Source organism: Enterobacter sp. JS8-1, assembly GCF_049187015.1.
GTDB lineage: Bacteria > Pseudomonadota > Gammaproteobacteria > Enterobacterales > Enterobacteriaceae > Enterobacter > Enterobacter mori.
In genome coordinates, this window is the sequence record NZ_CP185805.1 from 861,048 (window position 1) to 878,504 (window position 17,457).

Annotated in this window: 14 protein-coding genes; all 14 read left to right on the forward strand. The window is 53.9% G+C overall.

What is annotated here, in order from left to right; genetic code table 11:
* The first annotated feature begins 58 nt into the window (after positions 1-58).
* Positions 59-817, forward strand: coding sequence for a (2E,6E)-farnesyl-diphosphate-specific ditrans,polycis-undecaprenyl-diphosphate synthase (ispU, locus tag ACOQH0_RS04085; RefSeq protein WP_089599138.1), 759 nt, complete (start codon positions 59-61; stop codon positions 815-817).
* A 12-nt stretch (positions 818-829) separates the two neighbouring features.
* The gene (cdsA, locus tag ACOQH0_RS04090) at positions 830-1,687 is read left to right on the forward strand and encodes a phosphatidate cytidylyltransferase (RefSeq protein WP_109081837.1); all 858 of its coding nucleotides are present in this window, start codon (positions 830-832) and stop codon (positions 1,685-1,687) included.
* Between the two features lie 11 nt (positions 1,688-1,698).
* Positions 1,699-3,051 carry a sigma E protease regulator RseP gene (gene rseP / locus ACOQH0_RS04095; protein WP_042719072.1) on the forward strand — a complete coding sequence of 451 codons (1,353 nt, stop codon included), beginning with the start codon at positions 1,699-1,701 and terminating at the stop codon, positions 3,049-3,051.
* A 31-nt stretch (positions 3,052-3,082) separates the two neighbouring features.
* Positions 3,083-5,500 carry an outer membrane protein assembly factor BamA gene (gene bamA, locus ACOQH0_RS04100; protein WP_421511600.1) on the forward strand — a complete coding sequence of 806 codons (2,418 nt, stop codon included), beginning with the start codon at positions 3,083-3,085 and terminating at the stop codon, positions 5,498-5,500.
* A 122-nt stretch (positions 5,501-5,622) separates the two neighbouring features.
* Positions 5,623-6,117, forward strand: a complete 495-nt coding sequence (skp, locus tag ACOQH0_RS04105; RefSeq protein WP_010426710.1) for a molecular chaperone Skp — start codon at positions 5,623-5,625, stop codon at positions 6,115-6,117.
* A gap of 3 nt (positions 6,118-6,120) precedes the next feature.
* Positions 6,121-7,146 carry a UDP-3-O-(3-hydroxymyristoyl)glucosamine N-acyltransferase gene (gene lpxD / locus ACOQH0_RS04110; RefSeq protein WP_421511601.1) on the forward strand — a complete coding sequence of 342 codons (1,026 nt, stop codon included), beginning with the start codon at positions 6,121-6,123 and terminating at the stop codon, positions 7,144-7,146.
* 103 nt (positions 7,147-7,249) lie between these two features.
* Positions 7,250-7,705, forward strand: a complete 456-nt coding sequence (gene fabZ / locus ACOQH0_RS04115) for a 3-hydroxyacyl-ACP dehydratase FabZ (RefSeq protein WP_010426706.1) — start codon at positions 7,250-7,252, stop codon at positions 7,703-7,705.
* 3 nt (positions 7,706-7,708) lie between these two features.
* On the forward strand, positions 7,709-8,497 hold the full coding sequence (lpxA, locus tag ACOQH0_RS04120; RefSeq protein ID WP_010426704.1) for an acyl-ACP--UDP-N-acetylglucosamine O-acyltransferase: 789 nt from the start codon (positions 7,709-7,711) through the stop codon (positions 8,495-8,497).
* The gene (lpxB, locus tag ACOQH0_RS04125; RefSeq protein ID WP_421511603.1) at positions 8,497-9,645 is read left to right on the forward strand and encodes a lipid-A-disaccharide synthase; all 1,149 of its coding nucleotides are present in this window, start codon (positions 8,497-8,499) and stop codon (positions 9,643-9,645) included. Before lpxA ends, lpxB begins: the two co-directional genes overlap by 1 nt.
* Positions 9,642-10,238: a ribonuclease HII gene (gene rnhB, locus ACOQH0_RS04130; protein ID WP_010426699.1), complete on the forward strand. Its 597-nt coding sequence runs from the start codon at positions 9,642-9,644 to the stop codon at positions 10,236-10,238. The genes lpxB and rnhB overlap by 4 nt, the downstream gene beginning before the upstream one ends.
* Before the next feature lie 38 nt (positions 10,239-10,276).
* On the forward strand, positions 10,277-13,759 hold the full coding sequence (gene dnaE, locus ACOQH0_RS04135; RefSeq protein WP_421511604.1) for a DNA polymerase III subunit alpha: 3,483 nt from the start codon (positions 10,277-10,279) through the stop codon (positions 13,757-13,759).
* Positions 13,760-13,771: 12 nt separating this feature from the next.
* A complete protein-coding gene (gene accA, locus ACOQH0_RS04140; RefSeq protein WP_023310466.1) occupies positions 13,772-14,731 on the forward strand; it encodes an acetyl-CoA carboxylase carboxyl transferase subunit alpha in 960 nt (319 codons plus the stop codon).
* A 100-nt stretch (positions 14,732-14,831) separates the two neighbouring features.
* Positions 14,832-16,964 carry a lysine decarboxylase LdcC gene (locus ACOQH0_RS04145; RefSeq protein WP_421511605.1) on the forward strand — a complete coding sequence of 711 codons (2,133 nt, stop codon included), beginning with the start codon at positions 14,832-14,834 and terminating at the stop codon, positions 16,962-16,964.
* Positions 16,965-17,029: 65 nt separating this feature from the next.
* Positions 17,030-17,419, forward strand: a complete 390-nt coding sequence (locus ACOQH0_RS04150) for a VOC family protein (RefSeq protein WP_010426691.1) — start codon at positions 17,030-17,032, stop codon at positions 17,417-17,419.
* Positions 17,420-17,457: the final 38 nt, after the last annotated feature.

The window sequence follows — 17,457 nt, forward strand, 5'->3', positions numbered from 1 at the left end:
TATAGGCTTCAGTATTCCTGTGTACCGTTAAATCCTTTTCAGGGACTAAAAACGCGTTATGTTGTCTGCGAATCAACCAATGAGCGAAAACTTGCCAGCGCATGGCTGTCGTCATGTAGCAATCATCATGGATGGCAACGGCCGCTGGGCGAAAAGACAAGGGAAGATACGAGCCTTTGGGCATAAAGCGGGGGCGAAGTCCGTTCGCCGCGCCGTTTCTTTTGCCGCCAATAACGGCATTGATGCGTTAACGCTCTATGCTTTTAGCAGTGAGAACTGGAATCGACCACCGCAGGAAGTGACTGCGTTGATGGAACTGTTTGTGTGGGCGCTCGATAGCGAAGTAAAAAGCCTGCACCGCCACAACGTCCGCCTGCGTATTATTGGCGAAACCAGTCGTTTTAACTCACGTTTGCAGGAACGGATTCGCAAAGCAGAAGCGCTGACGGAAAATAATACCGGCCTGACGCTCAATATCGCGGCGAATTACGGCGGACGCTGGGATATTATTCAGGGCGTTCGGCATCTTGCCGAGCAGGTTCAGGAAGGGCTGTTGAGACCCGACCAAATTGATGAAGAGGCGCTCAGTCGGCAAATCTGCATGAATGAACTGGCGCCTGTGGATTTGGTAATAAGGACAGGGGGAGAACACCGCATAAGTAACTTTTTGCTTTGGCAAATCGCCTACGCCGAACTTTACTTTACTGATGTTCTTTGGCCCGATTTTGATGAACAAGACTTTGAAGGTGCGCTGCATGCCTTTGCCAATCGAGAGCGTCGTTTCGGCGGCACCGAGCCTGGTGGCGACAAAGCCTGATGGGGGTAGCTTTTGCTGAAGTATCGCCTGATTTCCGCTTTTGTATTAATACCCATTGTCATTGCGGCGCTGTTTTTACTGCCCCCAGTGGGATTCGCGATTGTTACGCTGGTGGTGTGCATGCTTGCCGCCTGGGAATGGGGACAGTTTAGCGGCTTTACCTCGCGCACACAGCGGGTATGGCTGGCGGTGCTTTGTGGCTTTATCCTGGCCCTGATGCTGTTCACGTTGCCTGAATATCATCACGATATTCACCAACCGCTGGTTGCCGGATCCTTATGGGTATCGCTGGCATGGTGGGTTGCTGCGCTTGTGTTGGTGCTTTTTTATCCCGGCTCTGCGGCGCTGTGGCGAAATTCTAAAGTGTTGCGCCTTATTTTTGGTCTGCTCACAATTGTTCCATTTTTCTGGGGTATGGTCGCGCTGCGCGCCTGGCACTATGACGAAAACCACTATAGCGGTGCCCTCTGGCTGCTTTATGTGATGATTCTCGTCTGGGGGGCTGACTCTGGAGCCTATATGTTTGGTAAACTGTTCGGCAAACATAAACTGGCGCCGAAGGTTTCCCCGGGTAAAACCTGGCAAGGATTCATCGGCGGCCTGTTTACGGCGGCGATCATCTCCTGGGGTTATGGCCTCTGGGCGAATCTGGAGGTTGCACCGTCAACATTGCTGGTGTGCTCAATTTTCGCTGCGCTGGCCTCGGTGCTGGGTGATCTCACCGAAAGTATGTTCAAGCGTGAAGCAGGGATTAAAGACAGTGGTCACTTAATTCCAGGTCATGGCGGGATACTGGATCGCATTGACAGCCTGACGGCGGCTGTTCCAGTGTTTGCTTGCTTGCTTTTACTGGTATTCGGGACGATTTAACGGAAGGTTTTATGCTGAGCATTCTCTGGAATCTGGCGGCGTTCATTGTTGCACTGGGTGTACTGATTACCGTGCATGAATTTGGCCATTTCTGGGTTGCTCGACGCTGTGGCGTGCGGGTGGAGAGATTCTCCATCGGGTTTGGTAAATCGCTCTGGAAGCGTACCGATCGCCATGGCACCGAGTTTGTCATCGCCCTTATTCCGCTGGGCGGCTACGTCAAAATGCTCGACGAGCGCGTCGAGCCTGTTGCGCCAGAACTGAGACACAGCGCGTTTAACAACAAAACCGTTGGGCAACGTGCTGCCATCATTGCTGCCGGTCCGGTAGCCAATTTCATCTTTGCTATCTTCGCTTACTGGCTGGTGTTTATCATCGGTGTCCCTGGCGTGCGTCCGGTTGTCGGTGAAATTGCCCCTGGCTCTATTGCAGCGAGTGGGCAAATTGCACCTGGGATGGAACTTAAAGCGATTGATGGCATCGAAACCCCTGATTGGGATGCCGTGCGATTGCAGCTGGTTGCGAAAATTGGTGATGAGAAGACGACTGTCAGCGTGTCGCCTTTTGGATCAGACCAGCGGCAGGAAAAAGTGCTGGATTTACGCCACTGGAGTTTCGAACCCGACAAAGAAGATCCCGTTTCCGCTCTGGGGATTCGGCCGCGCAGCGCGCAAATCGAACCGGTATTAGCCGAAGTACAGGCTAACTCCGCAGCGAGTAAAGCGGGTTTGCAAGCGGGCGACAGGATCGTTAAAGTCGATGGTCAACCATTAACACAATGGATGACCTTTGTTACTCTGGTACGCGATAATCCGGGTACATCGCTCGCGCTGGAAGTGGAAAGACAGGGGAGTCCGCTCTCACTGACGCTGATTCCGGATACCAAATCGAGCAGCGGAAAGGCAGAAGGGTTTGCAGGCGTAGTGCCGAAAGTGATCCCACTGCCAGATGAGTACAAGACAATACGCCAGTATGGGCCGTTCAGCGCCATCCTTGAAGCCACGGATAAAACATGGCAACTGATGAAGCTGACGGTAAACATGTTGGGGAAATTGATAACCGGTGATGTGAAACTGAACAACCTCAGTGGGCCTATTTCGATTGCTCAGGGGGCTGGGATGTCAGCGGAGTTCGGGGTGATTTACTATCTCATGTTTCTCGCGCTCATTAGCGTGAACCTCGGGATAATCAACCTGTTCCCGCTTCCCGTATTAGACGGGGGCCATCTGCTGTTTTTAGCCATTGAAAAGCTAAAAGGCGGACCGGTATCCGAGCGAGTTCAAGACTTTAGTTATCGCATTGGCTCGATTTTGCTGGTGCTGTTAATGGGGCTTGCACTTTTCAATGATTTCTCTCGGTTGTAAGAGAGTTAGTTAGGAAGAACGCATAATAACGATGGCGATGAAAAAGTTGCTCATAGCGTCGCTGCTGTTTAGCAGCGCCACCGTATACGGTGCTGACGGGTTCGTAGTGAAAGATATTCATTTCGAAGGCCTTCAGCGTGTCGCCGTTGGTGCGGCCCTCCTCAGTATGCCTGTGCGCCCCGGCGATACGGTTAATGATGAAGACATCAGTAACACCATCCGCGCTCTGTTTGCCACTGGCAACTTTGAGGACGTCCGCGTCCTGCGCGATGGTGATACGCTGCTGGTTCAGGTAAAAGAACGTCCAACGATCGCCAGTATCACCTTCTCCGGCAACAAGTCGGTGAAAGATGACATGCTCAAGCAAAACCTTGAAGCATCCGGTGTTCGTGTGGGGGAGTCCCTGGACCGCACAACCCTTGCAGACATTGAAAAAGGTCTGGAAGACTTCTATTACAGTGTCGGTAAATACAGCGCCAGCGTGAAAGCGGTAGTGACGCCGCTGCCGCGTAACCGTGTTGACCTGAAACTGGTCTTCCAGGAAGGTGTTTCTGCGAAGATCCAACAGATCAACATTGTGGGTAACCACGCGTTCAGCACCGACGAGCTGATCTCAACGTTCCAGCTGCGTGACGAAGTGCCGTGGTGGAACGTGGTGGGCGATCGTAAATACCAGAAACAGAAACTGGCAGGCGACCTTGAAACCCTGCGCAGCTATTATCTGGATCGCGGTTATGCCCGTTTCAACATTGATTCAACTCAGGTCAGTCTGACTCCGGACAAGAAAGGGATCTACATTACGGTTAACATCACAGAAGGCGATCAATACAAGCTTTCTGGCGTTGAAGTAAGTGGAAACCTGGCGGGGCATTCTGCTGAGATTGAGTCGCTGACCAAAATTCAGCCAGGCGATCTGTATAGCGGTTCTAAAGTCACCAAAATGGAAGACAGTATTAAAAAGCTGCTCGGCCGCTATGGTTACGCCTATCCGCGCGTACAAACTCAGCCGGAAATCAACGACGCAGAGAAAACCGTTAAGCTGCACGTGAACGTTGATGCGGGTAACCGTTTCTACGTGCGTAAGATCCGCTTCGAAGGTAACGATACGTCTAAAGATTCCGTTCTGCGCCGCGAAATGCGCCAGATGGAAGGGGCGTGGTTGGGTAGCGACCTGGTTGACCAGGGTAAAGAGCGTCTGAATCGTCTGGGTTACTTCGAGACGGTTGATACTGATACCCAGCGTGTACCAGGCAGCCCGGATCAGGTTGATGTCGTTTATAAAGTAAAAGAGCGTAACACCGGTAGCTTCAACTTCGGTGTGGGCTACGGTACTGAAAGCGGTGTGAGCTTCCAGGTCGGTGTTCAGCAGGATAACTGGCTGGGTACGGGGTACTCTGTTGGTATCAACGGTACCAAAAACGACTACCAGACCTACTCTGAGTTTTCTGTCACAAACCCATACTTCACCGTTGACGGTGTGAGCCTGGGTGGTCGTATCTTCTATAACGACTTTAAAGCAGACGACGCGGATCTGTCCTCCTATACCAACAAGAGTTACCGTGTAGACGGTACGCTCGGCTTCCCGGTGAACGAATACAACACTCTGCGTGCGGGCTTAGGTTATGTGCATAACGACCTGTCCAACATGCAGCCTCAGGTGGCGATGTGGCGTTATCTGGATTCCATTGGCCAGTCGGCAAGTACATCCAGCGATGACAACGGTTTCGCGGCGGATGACTTCACCTTCAACTACGGCTGGACATATAACCGCCTTGACCGTGGCTACTTCCCTACGGAAGGTTCTCGCGTCAATCTGAACGGTAAAGTGACCATTCCTGGCTCTGATAACGAGTTCTACAAGTTGACGCTGGACACGGCGTCTTACTTCCCAATTGATGATGACCACAAGTGGGTTGTCCTGGGTCGTACTCGTTGGGGCTACGGTGACGGGATTGGCAGTAAAGAGTTGCCGTTCTATGAGAACTTCTATGCGGGTGGTTCCAGCACCGTTCGTGGCTTCCAGTCCAATAACATTGGTCCGAAAGCGGTCTACTACGGCGGTAATGACGAAGATAACTGCGCAAGCCGTGATCCAAAACAAGTGTGTAGCTCTGATGATGCAGTCGGCGGTAACGCTATGGCCGTGGCGAGCCTTGAGTTCATCACGCCTACGCCGTTTATCAGCGACAAGTACGCGAACTCTGTCCGTACCTCCTTCTTTATGGATGCGGGTACGGTGTGGGATACCAACTGGGAGAATACCGCTCAGATGCGTGCGGCAGGTGTTCCAGACTACAGCGATCCGGGCAACATTCGCATGTCCGCAGGTATCGCATTACAATGGATGTCACCGCTGGGGCCGTTGGTCTTCTCTTACGCCCAGCCGTTTAAGAAATACGATGGAGACAAAGCGGAGCAATTCCAGTTTAACATTGGTAAAACCTGGTAATAATTCGCTGCAAAGGAATGCGTTGGCAGTGTAGCGCTGACAACTGGCGATCGGTAACACGATCGCCTTGCCACGCAAAGAACGGTACCTTCAGGTGCCAATGGGATGGTAAGGAGTTAATTGTGAAAAAGTGGTTATTAGCTGCAGGTCTCGGTTTAGCGATGGCAACTTCTGCTCAGGCAGCGGACAAAATCGCAATCGTCAACATGGGTAATTTGTTCCAGCAAGTTGCACAGAAAACGGGCGTTTCTGCGACGCTGGAAAACGAATTCAAAGGCCGTGCTAGCGAACTGCAACGTATGGAAGGCGACCTCCAGACTAAAATGCAGCGTCTGCAGCGCGATGGTTCTACCATGAAAGCAAGCGATCGCAGCAAGCTGGAAAAAGACGTAATGGCTCAGCGCCAGACTTTCTCCCAGAAAGCGCAGGCTTTCGAGCAGGATCGTCAGCGTCGTTCTAACGAAGAGCGCGGTAAACTGGTTACTCGCATTCAGTCTGCAGTTAAAGCTGTTGCTGCCGATCAGAGCATCGATCTGGTTGTTGATGCGAATGCCGTTGCTTTCAACAGCAGCGATGTTAAAGACATCACCGCTGATGTTCTGAAACAGGTTAAATAAGTAATGCCTTCAATTCGACTGGCTGATTTAGCTCAGCAGTTGGATGCAGAATTACACGGTGATGGCGATATCGTCATCACCGCTGTTGCGTCCATGCAATCTGCTAAAGCTGGCAACATCACTTTCATGGTAAGTCCTAAGTACCGTGAACACCTGGCTCAATGCCAGGCGTCTGCCGTTGTTCTGACGCAGGACGATCTTCCGTTTGCCACAGGCGCTGCTCTGGTAGTGACAAATCCCTACCTGACGTATGCACGCATGGCCCAAATTCTTGATACCACGCCGCAGCCGGCGCAGAACATTGCGGCTAGTGCCTCAATTGATCCGACGGCTCAGCTGGGTAACAACGTTGCAGTTGGCCCAAACGCTGTCATTGAATCCGGCGTTGTGCTGGGTGACAACGTGGTGATTGGTCCAGGTTGCTTTGTTGGTAAAAATACGAAGATAGGTGCAGGGTCCCGCTTGTGGGCCAATGTATCTGTCTACCATGAGGTTGAGATTGGCGAAAATTGCCTCATTCAATCCAGCACGGTGATTGGCTCTGACGGTTTCGGTTACGCCAACGATCGGGGTAACTGGGTTAAGATCCCACAGTTGGGTCGCGTGATTATCGGCGATCGTGTTGAGATCGGTGCCTGTACCACTATTGACCGCGGTGCGCTTGACGACACCATTATTGGCAATGGTGTTATCATTGATAACCAGTGCCAGATTGCACATAACGTTGTGATTGGCGACAATACCGCAGTTGCGGGCGGCGTGATCATGGCAGGCAGCCTCAAAATTGGCCGTTACTGCATGATTGGCGGTGCCAGCGTGATCAACGGCCATATGGAAATATGCGACAAAGTGACGGTGACAGGTATGGGCATGGTGATGCGTCCTATCACTGAACCTGGCGTCTATTCCTCAGGCATTCCGCTGCAACCGAACAAGGTCTGGCGTAAAACAGCTGCTCTGGTGATGAATATTGATGATATGAGCAAGCGTCTCAAAGCGATTGAGCGCAAAATCGATCAACAAGACTAAGCGTTCATCCGTTTAACGCTAATTTTCCCGGCCTGTCGGCTTTTTTATAAACCGGCAGGCCGTGTTATTATTGCTACTTAGTACATTTGACAGGAAGAGTATTTTGACTACTGACACTCATACTCTGCATATTGAAGAGATTTTAGAACTTCTGCCGCACCGCTACCCGTTTTTGCTGGTAGACCGTGTGCTGGATTTTGAAGAAGGTCGTTTTCTGCGCGCAGTGAAAAATGTCTCCGTTAACGAGCCTTTCTTCCAGGGACACTTCCCTGGTAAGCCGATCTTCCCGGGTGTGTTGATCCTGGAAGCAATGGCACAGGCAACCGGTATTCTGGCGTTTAAAAGCGTAGGTAAACTGGAGCCGGGTGAACTCTATTACTTCGCAGGTATCGATGAGGCGCGCTTTAAGCGTCCAGTTGTGCCTGGTGATCAGATGATCATGGAAGTCACTTTTGAAAAAACGCGTCGCGGCCTGACTCGCTTCAAAGGCGTAGCTCTGGTTGACGGCAAAGTTGTTTGCGAAGCGACGATGATGTGTGCTCGTAGCCGGGAGTCCTGATACGTGATTGATAAATCTGCCTTTATTCATCCTACTGCCATCGTGGAAACTGGTGCCATCATTGGTGCTAACGTCCACGTTGGCCCGTTCTGTATTGTTGGACCCCATGTCGAAATTGGTGAGGGTACAGTACTGAAATCTCACGTTGTGGTGAATGGTCACACGACCATTGGCTGTAATAACGAGATTTATCAGTTCGCTTCCATCGGTGAAGTTAACCAGGATCTGAAATATGCTGGCGAAGCCACCCGTCTGGAAATTGGCGATCGTAACCGTATTCGTGAAAGCGTCACCATTCATCGTGGAACAGTACAGGGCGGTGGGTTGACGAAGGTAGGCAGCGACAACCTGTTTATGGTTAATGCGCATATCGCGCATGACTGTACCGTGGGTGACCGCTGTATCCTCGCCAACAACGCAACGCTGGCGGGGCACGTATCGGTAGATGATTTCGCAATTATCGGTGGCATGACCGCAGTTCATCAGTTCTGCATCATTGGTGCACACGTGATGGTCGGCGGCTGCTCAGGTGTGGCGCAAGACGTTCCACCTTACGTTATTGCGCAGGGTAACCATGCCACGCCATTTGGCGTGAACATCGAAGGCCTCAAGCGCCGTGGCTTTAGCCGCGAAGCGATTACAGCCATCCGCAACGCGTACAAACTGCTGTACCGTAGCGGGAAAACGCTGGAAGAGGCGAAGCCGGAAATTGCCGAGCTGGCGAACAAACACCCTGAAGTGAACGCGTTCATGGAGTTCTTTGACCGTTCAACAAGGGGTCTGATTCGTTAATGGTCGACAGTCGTCCGCTTACGATAGCCCTGGTCGCCGGAGAAACCTCCGGCGATATTCTTGGTGCTGGTCTCATCCGCGCGCTAAAAGCTCGCGTACCTAATGCTCGCTTTGTGGGTGTTGCTGGCCCGCTGATGCAGGCTGAAGGTTGCGAAGCCTGGTATGAGATGGAAGAGCTGGCCGTGATGGGCATCGTTGAGGTGCTGGGGCGTCTGCGTCGCTTACTTCATATTCGTGCCGATCTCACCCGCCGTTTTACCGACCTCAAACCTGATGTGTTTGTCGGTATCGATGCGCCTGATTTCAACATTACCCTCGAAGGGAATTTGAAAAAGCAGGGGATCAAAACCATTCATTACGTCAGTCCGTCCGTCTGGGCGTGGCGACAGAAACGCGTTTTCAAAATCGGGAGATCCACCGATCTGGTGCTGGCTTTCCTGCCTTTCGAAAAAGCGTTTTACGACAGATTTAATGTTCCGTGCCGTTTTATCGGTCATACCATGGCGGATGCGATGCCATTGGATCCGGATAAAAACGCGGCGCGCGACGCACTGGGTATTCCCCATGACGTTCACTGTCTGGCGCTGCTGCCGGGCAGCCGCGGTGCTGAAGTTGAAATGCTGAGCGCCGATTTCCTCAAAACAGCGCAAATTCTTCGCCAGACCTATCCCGACCTTGAAGTGGTCGTGCCGCTGGTGAATGCCAAACGCCGCGAGCAGTTTGAGCGTATCAAAGCGGAAGTCGCCCCGGATCTCCACGTCCGTCTGCTGGACGGGAAAGGGCGGGAAGCGATGTATGCGAGCGATGCCGCGCTGCTGGCCTCCGGCACGGCGGCGCTGGAGTGTATGCTGGCGAAATGCCCGATGGTGGTCGGTTATCGCATGAAGCCGTTCACCTTCTGGCTGGCAAAACGTCTGGTGAAAACGGATTATGTCTCCCTGCCAAACCTGCTTGCCGGGCGCGAGCTGGTGAAAGAGCTGTTGCAGGATGAGTGCCAGCCGCAGGCGCTCGCGGATGCACTGCTGCCGCTGCTGGCAAACGGCAAGACCAGCCACCAGATGCACGATACCTTCCGTGAACTGCATCAACTGATCCGCTGTAATGCTGATGAGCAAGCGGCTGATGCGGTGCTGGAGCTAGCAAAATGATGGAATTTGTTTATCCTCACACCCATCTTGTGGCGGGCGTGGACGAAGTAGGACGCGGCCCGTTGGTAGGCGCAGTGGTCACCGCGGCGGTGATCCTCGATCCGGCTCGTCCCATTATCGGGCTGAACGACTCTAAAAAATTGTCTGAAAAGCGCCGGCTGGCGTTGTTTAGTGAGATTCAGGAGAAGGCGCTGGCCTGGAGCCTGGGGCGCGCTGAACCGCACGAAATAGACGAGCTGAATATTTTGCATGCTACGATGCTGGCGATGCAGCGTGCGGTAGCGGGTTTGAAAATTTCTCCTGAATATGTCCTGATTGACGGCAACCGCTGTCCGGCATTGCCTATGCCTTCAATGGCGGTCGTCAAAGGCGATAGCCGGGTCGCAGAAATTAGCGCAGCTTCTATTATTGCCAAAGTGACGCGCGACGCCGAAATGGCCGCGCTGGACCTCACTTACCCTCAGTATGGTTTCGCCCAGCATAAGGGGTATCCCACACCTTTCCATCTGGAAAGGCTGGCTGAACATGGCGCAACCGAACACCACCGTCGCAGCTTTGGCCCGGTGAAGCGCGCGCTGGGACGGGTGTCCTGAATCAATACGCAAGTCATTAAGTAACGCGGAATCTGAAGATGGCTGAACCACGTTTCGTACACCTGCGGGTGCATAGCGACTACTCCATGATCGATGGGCTGGCAAAGACCGGACCGCTGGTAAAAAAGGCGGCCGCGCTTGGCATGCCTGCGCTGGCGATCACCGATTTTACCAACCTGTGTGGCCTGGTGAAGTTCTACGGAACCGCGCATGGTGCCGGGTTAAAGCCAATTGTCGGCGCGGATTTTCATGTCCAGAGCGAGGTGCTCGGCGATGAAATGACGCAGATCTCCGTGTTGGCGATGAACAACACCGGTTATCAGAACCTTACCCTGCTTATCTCTAAAGCCTATCAGCGTGGATATGGTGCGATGGGCCCGTGGATCGACCGCGACTGGCTGGCAGAGCTGAACGAAGGCCTGCTGCTGATTTCCGGCGGTCGCATGGGCGATGTCGGCAAGTGTCTGCTGCGTGGCAACAGTGCGCTGGTGGATCAGTGCGTCTCGTTCTACGAAGAGTATTTCCCGGATCGCTACTATCTTGAGCTGATCCGCACCGGGCGTGCGGACGAAGAGAGTTATCTGCATGCCGCCGTGGCACTCGCCGAAGAGCGCGGTCTGCCTGTGGTGGCCACCAACGATGTCCGTTTCCTCGAAGCGGGCGATTTTGACGCACATGAAATTCGTGTGGCGATCCATGACGGCTTCACCCTCGACGATCCTAAACGCCCGCGTAACTACTCCTCTCAGCAGTATATGCGCAACGAAGAGGAGATGTGTGAGCTCTTCTCGGACATCCCGGAAGCGCTGGAAAACAGTGTTGAAATAGCAAAACGCTGTAACGTCACCGTGCGTCTCGGCGAGTACTTCCTGCCGCAGTTCCCGACGGGTGACATGACCACGGAAGATTTCCTGGTCGTAAAATCGAAGGAAGGCCTGGAAGAGCGTCTGGAGTTCCTGTTCCCGGATGAAGCCGTTCGCAAAGAGAAACGCCCACCGTACGATGAGCGTCTGGATATTGAACTCCAGGTGATCAACCAGATGGGCTTCCCCGGCTACTTCCTGATCGTTATGGAGTTTATCCAGTGGTCGAAAGATAACGGCGTGCCGGTCGGACCGGGGCGTGGCTCCGGAGCAGGATCGCTTGTGGCCTATGCGCTTAAAATTACCGATCTCGACCCGCTGGAGTTTGACCTGCTGTTCGAACGTTTCCTTAACCCGGAACGTGTTTCCATGCCCGACTTTGACGTCGACTTCTGCATGGAGAAACGCGACCAGGTGATCGAGCACGTCGCCGATATGTACGGCCGTGATGCGGTATCTCAGATTATTACGTTCGGTACGATGGCGGCGAAAGCGGTCATCCGTGACGTCGGCCGCGTGCTGGGCCACCCGTACGGGTTTGTCGATCGTATTTCTAAGCTGGTGCCGCCCGATCCGGGCATGACGCTGGCAAAAGCGTTTGAAGCCGAACCTCAGCTGCCGGAAATCTACGAAGCCGACGAAGAAGTTAAAGCGTTGATCGACATGGCGCGCAAGCTGGAAGGCGTCACGCGTAACGCCGGTAAGCATGCGGGGGGCGTGGTTATCGCTCCGACCAAAATCACCGACTTCGCACCGCTATACTGCGATGAAGCGGGCCAGCACCCGGTTACCCAGTTCGATAAGAACGACGTAGAATACGCCGGGCTGGTGAAGTTCGACTTCCTTGGCCTACGTACGTTGACGATCATCGACTGGGCGCTGAAGATGATCAACCCGCGCCGGGAAAAGCAGGGCCTTGAGCCAATAGACATCGCTGCCATCCCGCTGGATGACAAAAAAAGTTTCGACATGCTGCAGCGCTCGGAGACTACCGCCGTCTTCCAGCTTGAATCCCGCGGCATGAAAGATCTGATTAAGCGTCTGCAGCCTGACTGCTTCGAAGATATGATCGCACTGGTGGCCCTGTTCCGTCCGGGCCCGCTGCAGTCGGGGATGGTAGATAACTTTATCGACCGTAAGCACGGGCGCGAAGAGATTTCCTATCCGGACGTTCAGTGGCAGCACGAAAGCCTGAAGCCGGTGCTTGAGCCAACCTACGGCATCATCCTGTATCAGGAACAGGTGATGCAGATTGCCCAGGTGCTTTCCGGCTATACCCTCGGCGGCGCGGACATGCTGCGTCGTGCAATGGGTAAGAAAAAGCCGGAAGAGATGGCCAAGCAGCGAGGCACTTTCGAAGAAGGCGCGAGAAAAAACGGCGTTGATGGTGAACTGGCGATTAAGATCTTTGACCTGGTGGAGAAATTCGCCGGGTACGGATTTAATAAATCCCACTCCGCCGCCTATGCTTTGGTGTCGTATCAAACGCTGTGGCTGAAAGCGCACTATCCTGCTGAATTTATGGCGGCGGTAATGACGGCCGATATGGACAACACCGAGAAGGTGGTTGGCCTGGTGGACGAGTGCTGGCGCATGGGGCTCAAGATCCTGCCGCCGGACATTAACTCGGGTCTCTATCACTTCCACGTCAACGACGACGGGGAGATCGTTTATGGGATCGGCGCGATCAAAGGCGTGGGTGAAGGGCCGATCGAGGCGATCATCGAAGCGCGTAACAACGGCGGGTATTTCCGCGAGCTGTTCGATCTTTGCGCCCGTACCGATACCAAAAAACTTAACCGCCGCGTGCTGGAAAAATTGATCATGTCTGGCGCGTTTGACAGGCTAGGGCCGCACCGCGCCGCGCTGATGAACTCGCTCGGCGACGCCCTGAAAGCGGCGGATCAGCATGCAAAAGCGGAAGCGATTGGTCAGGCGGATATGTTTGGCGTGCTGGCGGAAGAGCCAGAGCAGATTGAACAGTCATACTCCAACTGCCAGCCGTGGCCAGAACAGGTCGTACTGGATGGGGAGCGTGAAACGTTAGGCTTGTACCTGACGGGGCACCCGATCAACCAGTACATCAAAGAAATTGAGCGCTATGTCGGCGGCCACAGGCTAAAAGACATGCATCCGACAGATCGTGGTAAAATCACCACGGCTGCGGGGCTCGTGATTGCTGCAAGGGTTATGGTCACCAAGCGCGGCAATCGTATCGGCATCTGTACGTTGGATGACCGTTCCGGGCGTCTGGAGGTGATGTTGTTCACCGACGCGCTGGATAAATACCAGCACTTGCTGGAAAAAGACCGCATACTTATCGTCAGCGGACAGGTCAGCTTTGATGACTTCAGTGGGGGGCTTAAAATGACCGCCCGCGAAGTGATGGACATTGACGAAGCCCGGGAAAAATATGCTCGCGGGCTTGCTATCTCGCTGACGGACAGGCAAATTGATGACCAGCTTTTAAACCGACTCCGTCAGTCTCTGGAACCCCACCGCTCGGGGACCATTCCAGTACATCTCTACTATCAGAGGGCGGATGCACGTGCGCGGTTGCGCTTTGGTGCAACGTGGCGTGTCTCTCCGAGCGATCGTTTACTGAACGATCTCCGTGGCCTCATTGGTTCGGAGCAGGTGGAACTGGAGTTTGACTAATACAGGAATACTATGAGTCTGAATTTCCTTGATTTCGAACAGCCGATTGCTGAGCTGGAAGCGAAAATCGATTCTCTGACAGCGGTAAGCCGTCAGGATGAAAAACTGGATATTAACATCGACGAAGAAGTGCATCGTCTGCGCGAGAAAAGCGTAGAACTGACGCGCAAAATCTTTGCCGATCTCGGCGCATGGCAGGTGGCCCAGCTGGCACGCCATCCACAGCGTCCGTACACCCTGGATTATGTCCGCCTGGCGTTTGACGAATTTGACGAACTGGCAGGCGATCGCGCATACGCTGACGATAAAGCTATCGTTGGCGGTATCGCGCGTCTGGACGGACGCCCGGTGATGATCATTGGTCATCAGAAAGGTCGTGAAACCAAAGAGAAAATCCGTCGTAACTTCGGGATGCCAGCACCAGAAGGCTACCGTAAGGCCCTGCGTCTGATGGAGATGGCTGAACGGTTCAACATGCCTATCATCACTTTCATCGACACCCCGGGTGCTTACCCTGGCGTGGGCGCAGAAGAGCGCGGTCAGTCTGAAGCTATCGCGCGCAACCTGCGCGAGATGTCTCGTCTGAAGGTGCCGGTCATCTGTACCGTTATTGGTGAAGGCGGTTCCGGTGGTGCGCTGGCCATTGGCGTGGGCGATAAAGTGAATATGCTGCAGTACAGCACCTATTCCGTTATCTCCCCGGAAGGCTGTGCGTCCATTCTGTGGAAAAGCGCCGACAAAGCGCCGCTGGCTGCAGAAGCAATGGGCATCATTGCGCCGCGCCTGAAAGAGCTTAAGCTGATCGACTCCATCATCCCGGAACCGCTGGGTGGTGCGCATCGTAAGCCAGAAGTGATGGCCGCTTCCCTGAAAGCACAGCTGCTGGCTGACCTGGCGGATCTGGACGTGCTGAGCAAAGACGATCTGCTCAACCGTCGCTACCAGCGTCTGATGACCTACGGTTACGCGTAAGCTTCACAATTATCTGAAAAGCCGCACACTGTTGCGGCTTTTTTTATACCTGCGGTTTAGCCGGACTATGCTTAGCTAATGTTTTTTAAGGAGGAAGCCCATGAATATCATTGCCATTATGGGGCCACACGGCGTCTTTTATAAAGATGAGCCGATTAAGGAGCTGGAGCAAGCCCTGCAGTCGCGCGGGTATCAGCTGATCTGGCCGCACAACAGCGCCGACCTGCTGAAGTTCATCGAGCATAACCCGCGTATCTGCGGCGTGATCTTCGACTGGGATGAATATGACCTCGAACTGTGCAGCGATATCAACAAGCTGAATGAATATCTCCCGCTGTACGCGTTTATCAATACCCACTCAACCATGGACATCAGCGCCAATGATATGCGAATGGCGCTGTGGTTTTTCGAATATTCGCTCGGCGTGGCGGATGATATTGCGACCCGCATTCAGCAATATACCGGTGAATATCTCGATAACATCACGCCGCCGTTTACCCGCGCGCTTTTCACCTACGTGAAGGAAGGCAAATATACCTTCTGTACGCCAGGCCATATGGCGGGAACGGCCTATCAAAAAAGCCCGGTGGGCTGCCTGTTCTATGATTTCTTTGGCGGCAACACGCTAAAAGCAGACGTGTCGATTTCAGTCACCGAATTAGGCTCTCTGCTGGATCACACCGGCCCGCATCTGGAGGCCGAAGAGTATATCGCCCGCACCTTTGGTGCTGAACAGAGCTATATGGTGACCAACGGCACCTCGACCTCGAACAAAATCGTCGGGATGTACGCTGCCCCTGCAGGCAGTACCTTGCTGATTGACCGCAACTGTCATAAATCGCTGGCGCATCTGCTGATGATGAGCGACGTCGTGCCGCTCTGGCTGTCACCCACGCGCAACGCGCTCGGTATTCTTGGCGGCATCCCGCGTCGTGAGTTTACGCATGACGCCATAGAAGGTAAGGTTGCGGCGATCCCCGGCGCGAGCTGGCCTGTTCACGCGGTGATCACTAACTCCACCTACGACGGCCTGCTGTACAACACCAACTGGATCAAGCAGACGCTGGATGTGCCGTCGATCCACTTTGATTCAGCGTGGGTGCCGTACACCAATTTCCACCCGATTTACGCCGGTAAAAGCGGTATGAGCGGCGAGCGTGTGCCGGGCAAAGTGTTCTTCGAAACGCAGTCGACGCATAAAATGCTGGCTGCGTTTTCGCAGGCTTCGTTAATTCACATCAAAGGTGAGTACGACGAAGATACGTTTAACGAAGCCTTTATGATGCACACCACTACCTCGCCAAGCTATCCGCTGGTGGCCTCGATTGAAACGGCCGCGGCGATGTTGCGCGGCAATCCGGGCAAACGCCTGATCAACCGCTCGGTGGAGCGCGCGCTGCATTTCCGCAAAGAAGTTCAGCGGCTGAAAGATGAAGCCGACGGCTGGTTCTTTGATATCTGGCAGCCGGAAGAGATTGATGAAGCAGAATGCTGGCCCGTTTCGCCCGGCGAAGACTGGCATGGTTTCCGGGATGCCGATGCCGACCATATGTTCCTCGATCCGGTCAAAGTGACGATCCTGACGCCGGGCATGGACGAGCAGGGCATTATGGGTGATGAAGGGATCCCCGCCGCGCTGGTGGCGAAGTTCCTGGACGAGCGCGGCGTGGTGGTGGAGAAAACCGGGCCGTATAACCTACTGTTCCTGTTCAGCATTGGGATCGACAAAACCCGCGCGATGGGGTTGTTGCGCGGCCTGATGGAGTTTAAGCGCGCCTACGATCTCAACCTGCGGGTGAAGAACATGCTGCCGGATCTCTACGCGGAGGATCCTGACTTCTATCGTAATATGCGCATTCAGGATCTGGCTCAGGGGATCCACAAACTGATCCGCCAGCACGACCTGCCGCGTCTGATGCTGCAGGCGTTTGATGTCCTACCGGAAATGAAACTCACGCCACACAAAGCGTGGCAGCGGCAGGTGAAAGGCGAGGTGGAAACCATCGAGCTGGAAAATTTGGTCGGGCGGGTGTCGGCCAACATGATCCTGCCTTATCCGCCGGGTGTTCCGCTTTTAATGCCCGGTGAGATGATCACCGAAGAGAGTCGGGCGGTGCTCGATTTCTTGTTGATGCTCTGCTCTGTCGGACGCCATTATCCGGGCTTTGAGACCGATATCCACGGTGCGAAGCGCGATGAGCAGGGCGTGTACTGGGTGCGAGTCCTAAAATAATGGTGACCGCTTGCAAGGTGCGGGTTTTCGGTTGTAACGTTCAGGCATCATAAAAAGGAGAAGATATGCTGGGTTTAAAAGCTGTTCATCATATTGCGATTATTGCGACCGATTACGCGAAAAGTAAGTCCTTCTATTGCGATATCCTTGGCTTTACGCTGCTCAGTGAGGCTTATCGCGAGGAGCGCGACTCCTGGAAGGGCGATCTGGCGTTAAACGGGCAATATGTGATTGAGCTGTTCTCATTTCCTTTTCCGCCTGCGCGTCCTTCCCGTCCGGAAGCCTGCGGCCTGCGCCATCTGGCCTTTAGCGTTGATGACCTGAATAGCGCGGTCAAGCATCTGGAATCGCACGGCGTGATGTGCGAAGCGATACGCGTCGATCCGTTCACCGACAAGCGTTTTACCTTTTTCAGCGACCCCGATGGCCTGCCGCTGGAGCTTTACCAGCAGTAATCGCCGTCATGTGTGATAATGCCCGCTTAGTCCGGGCA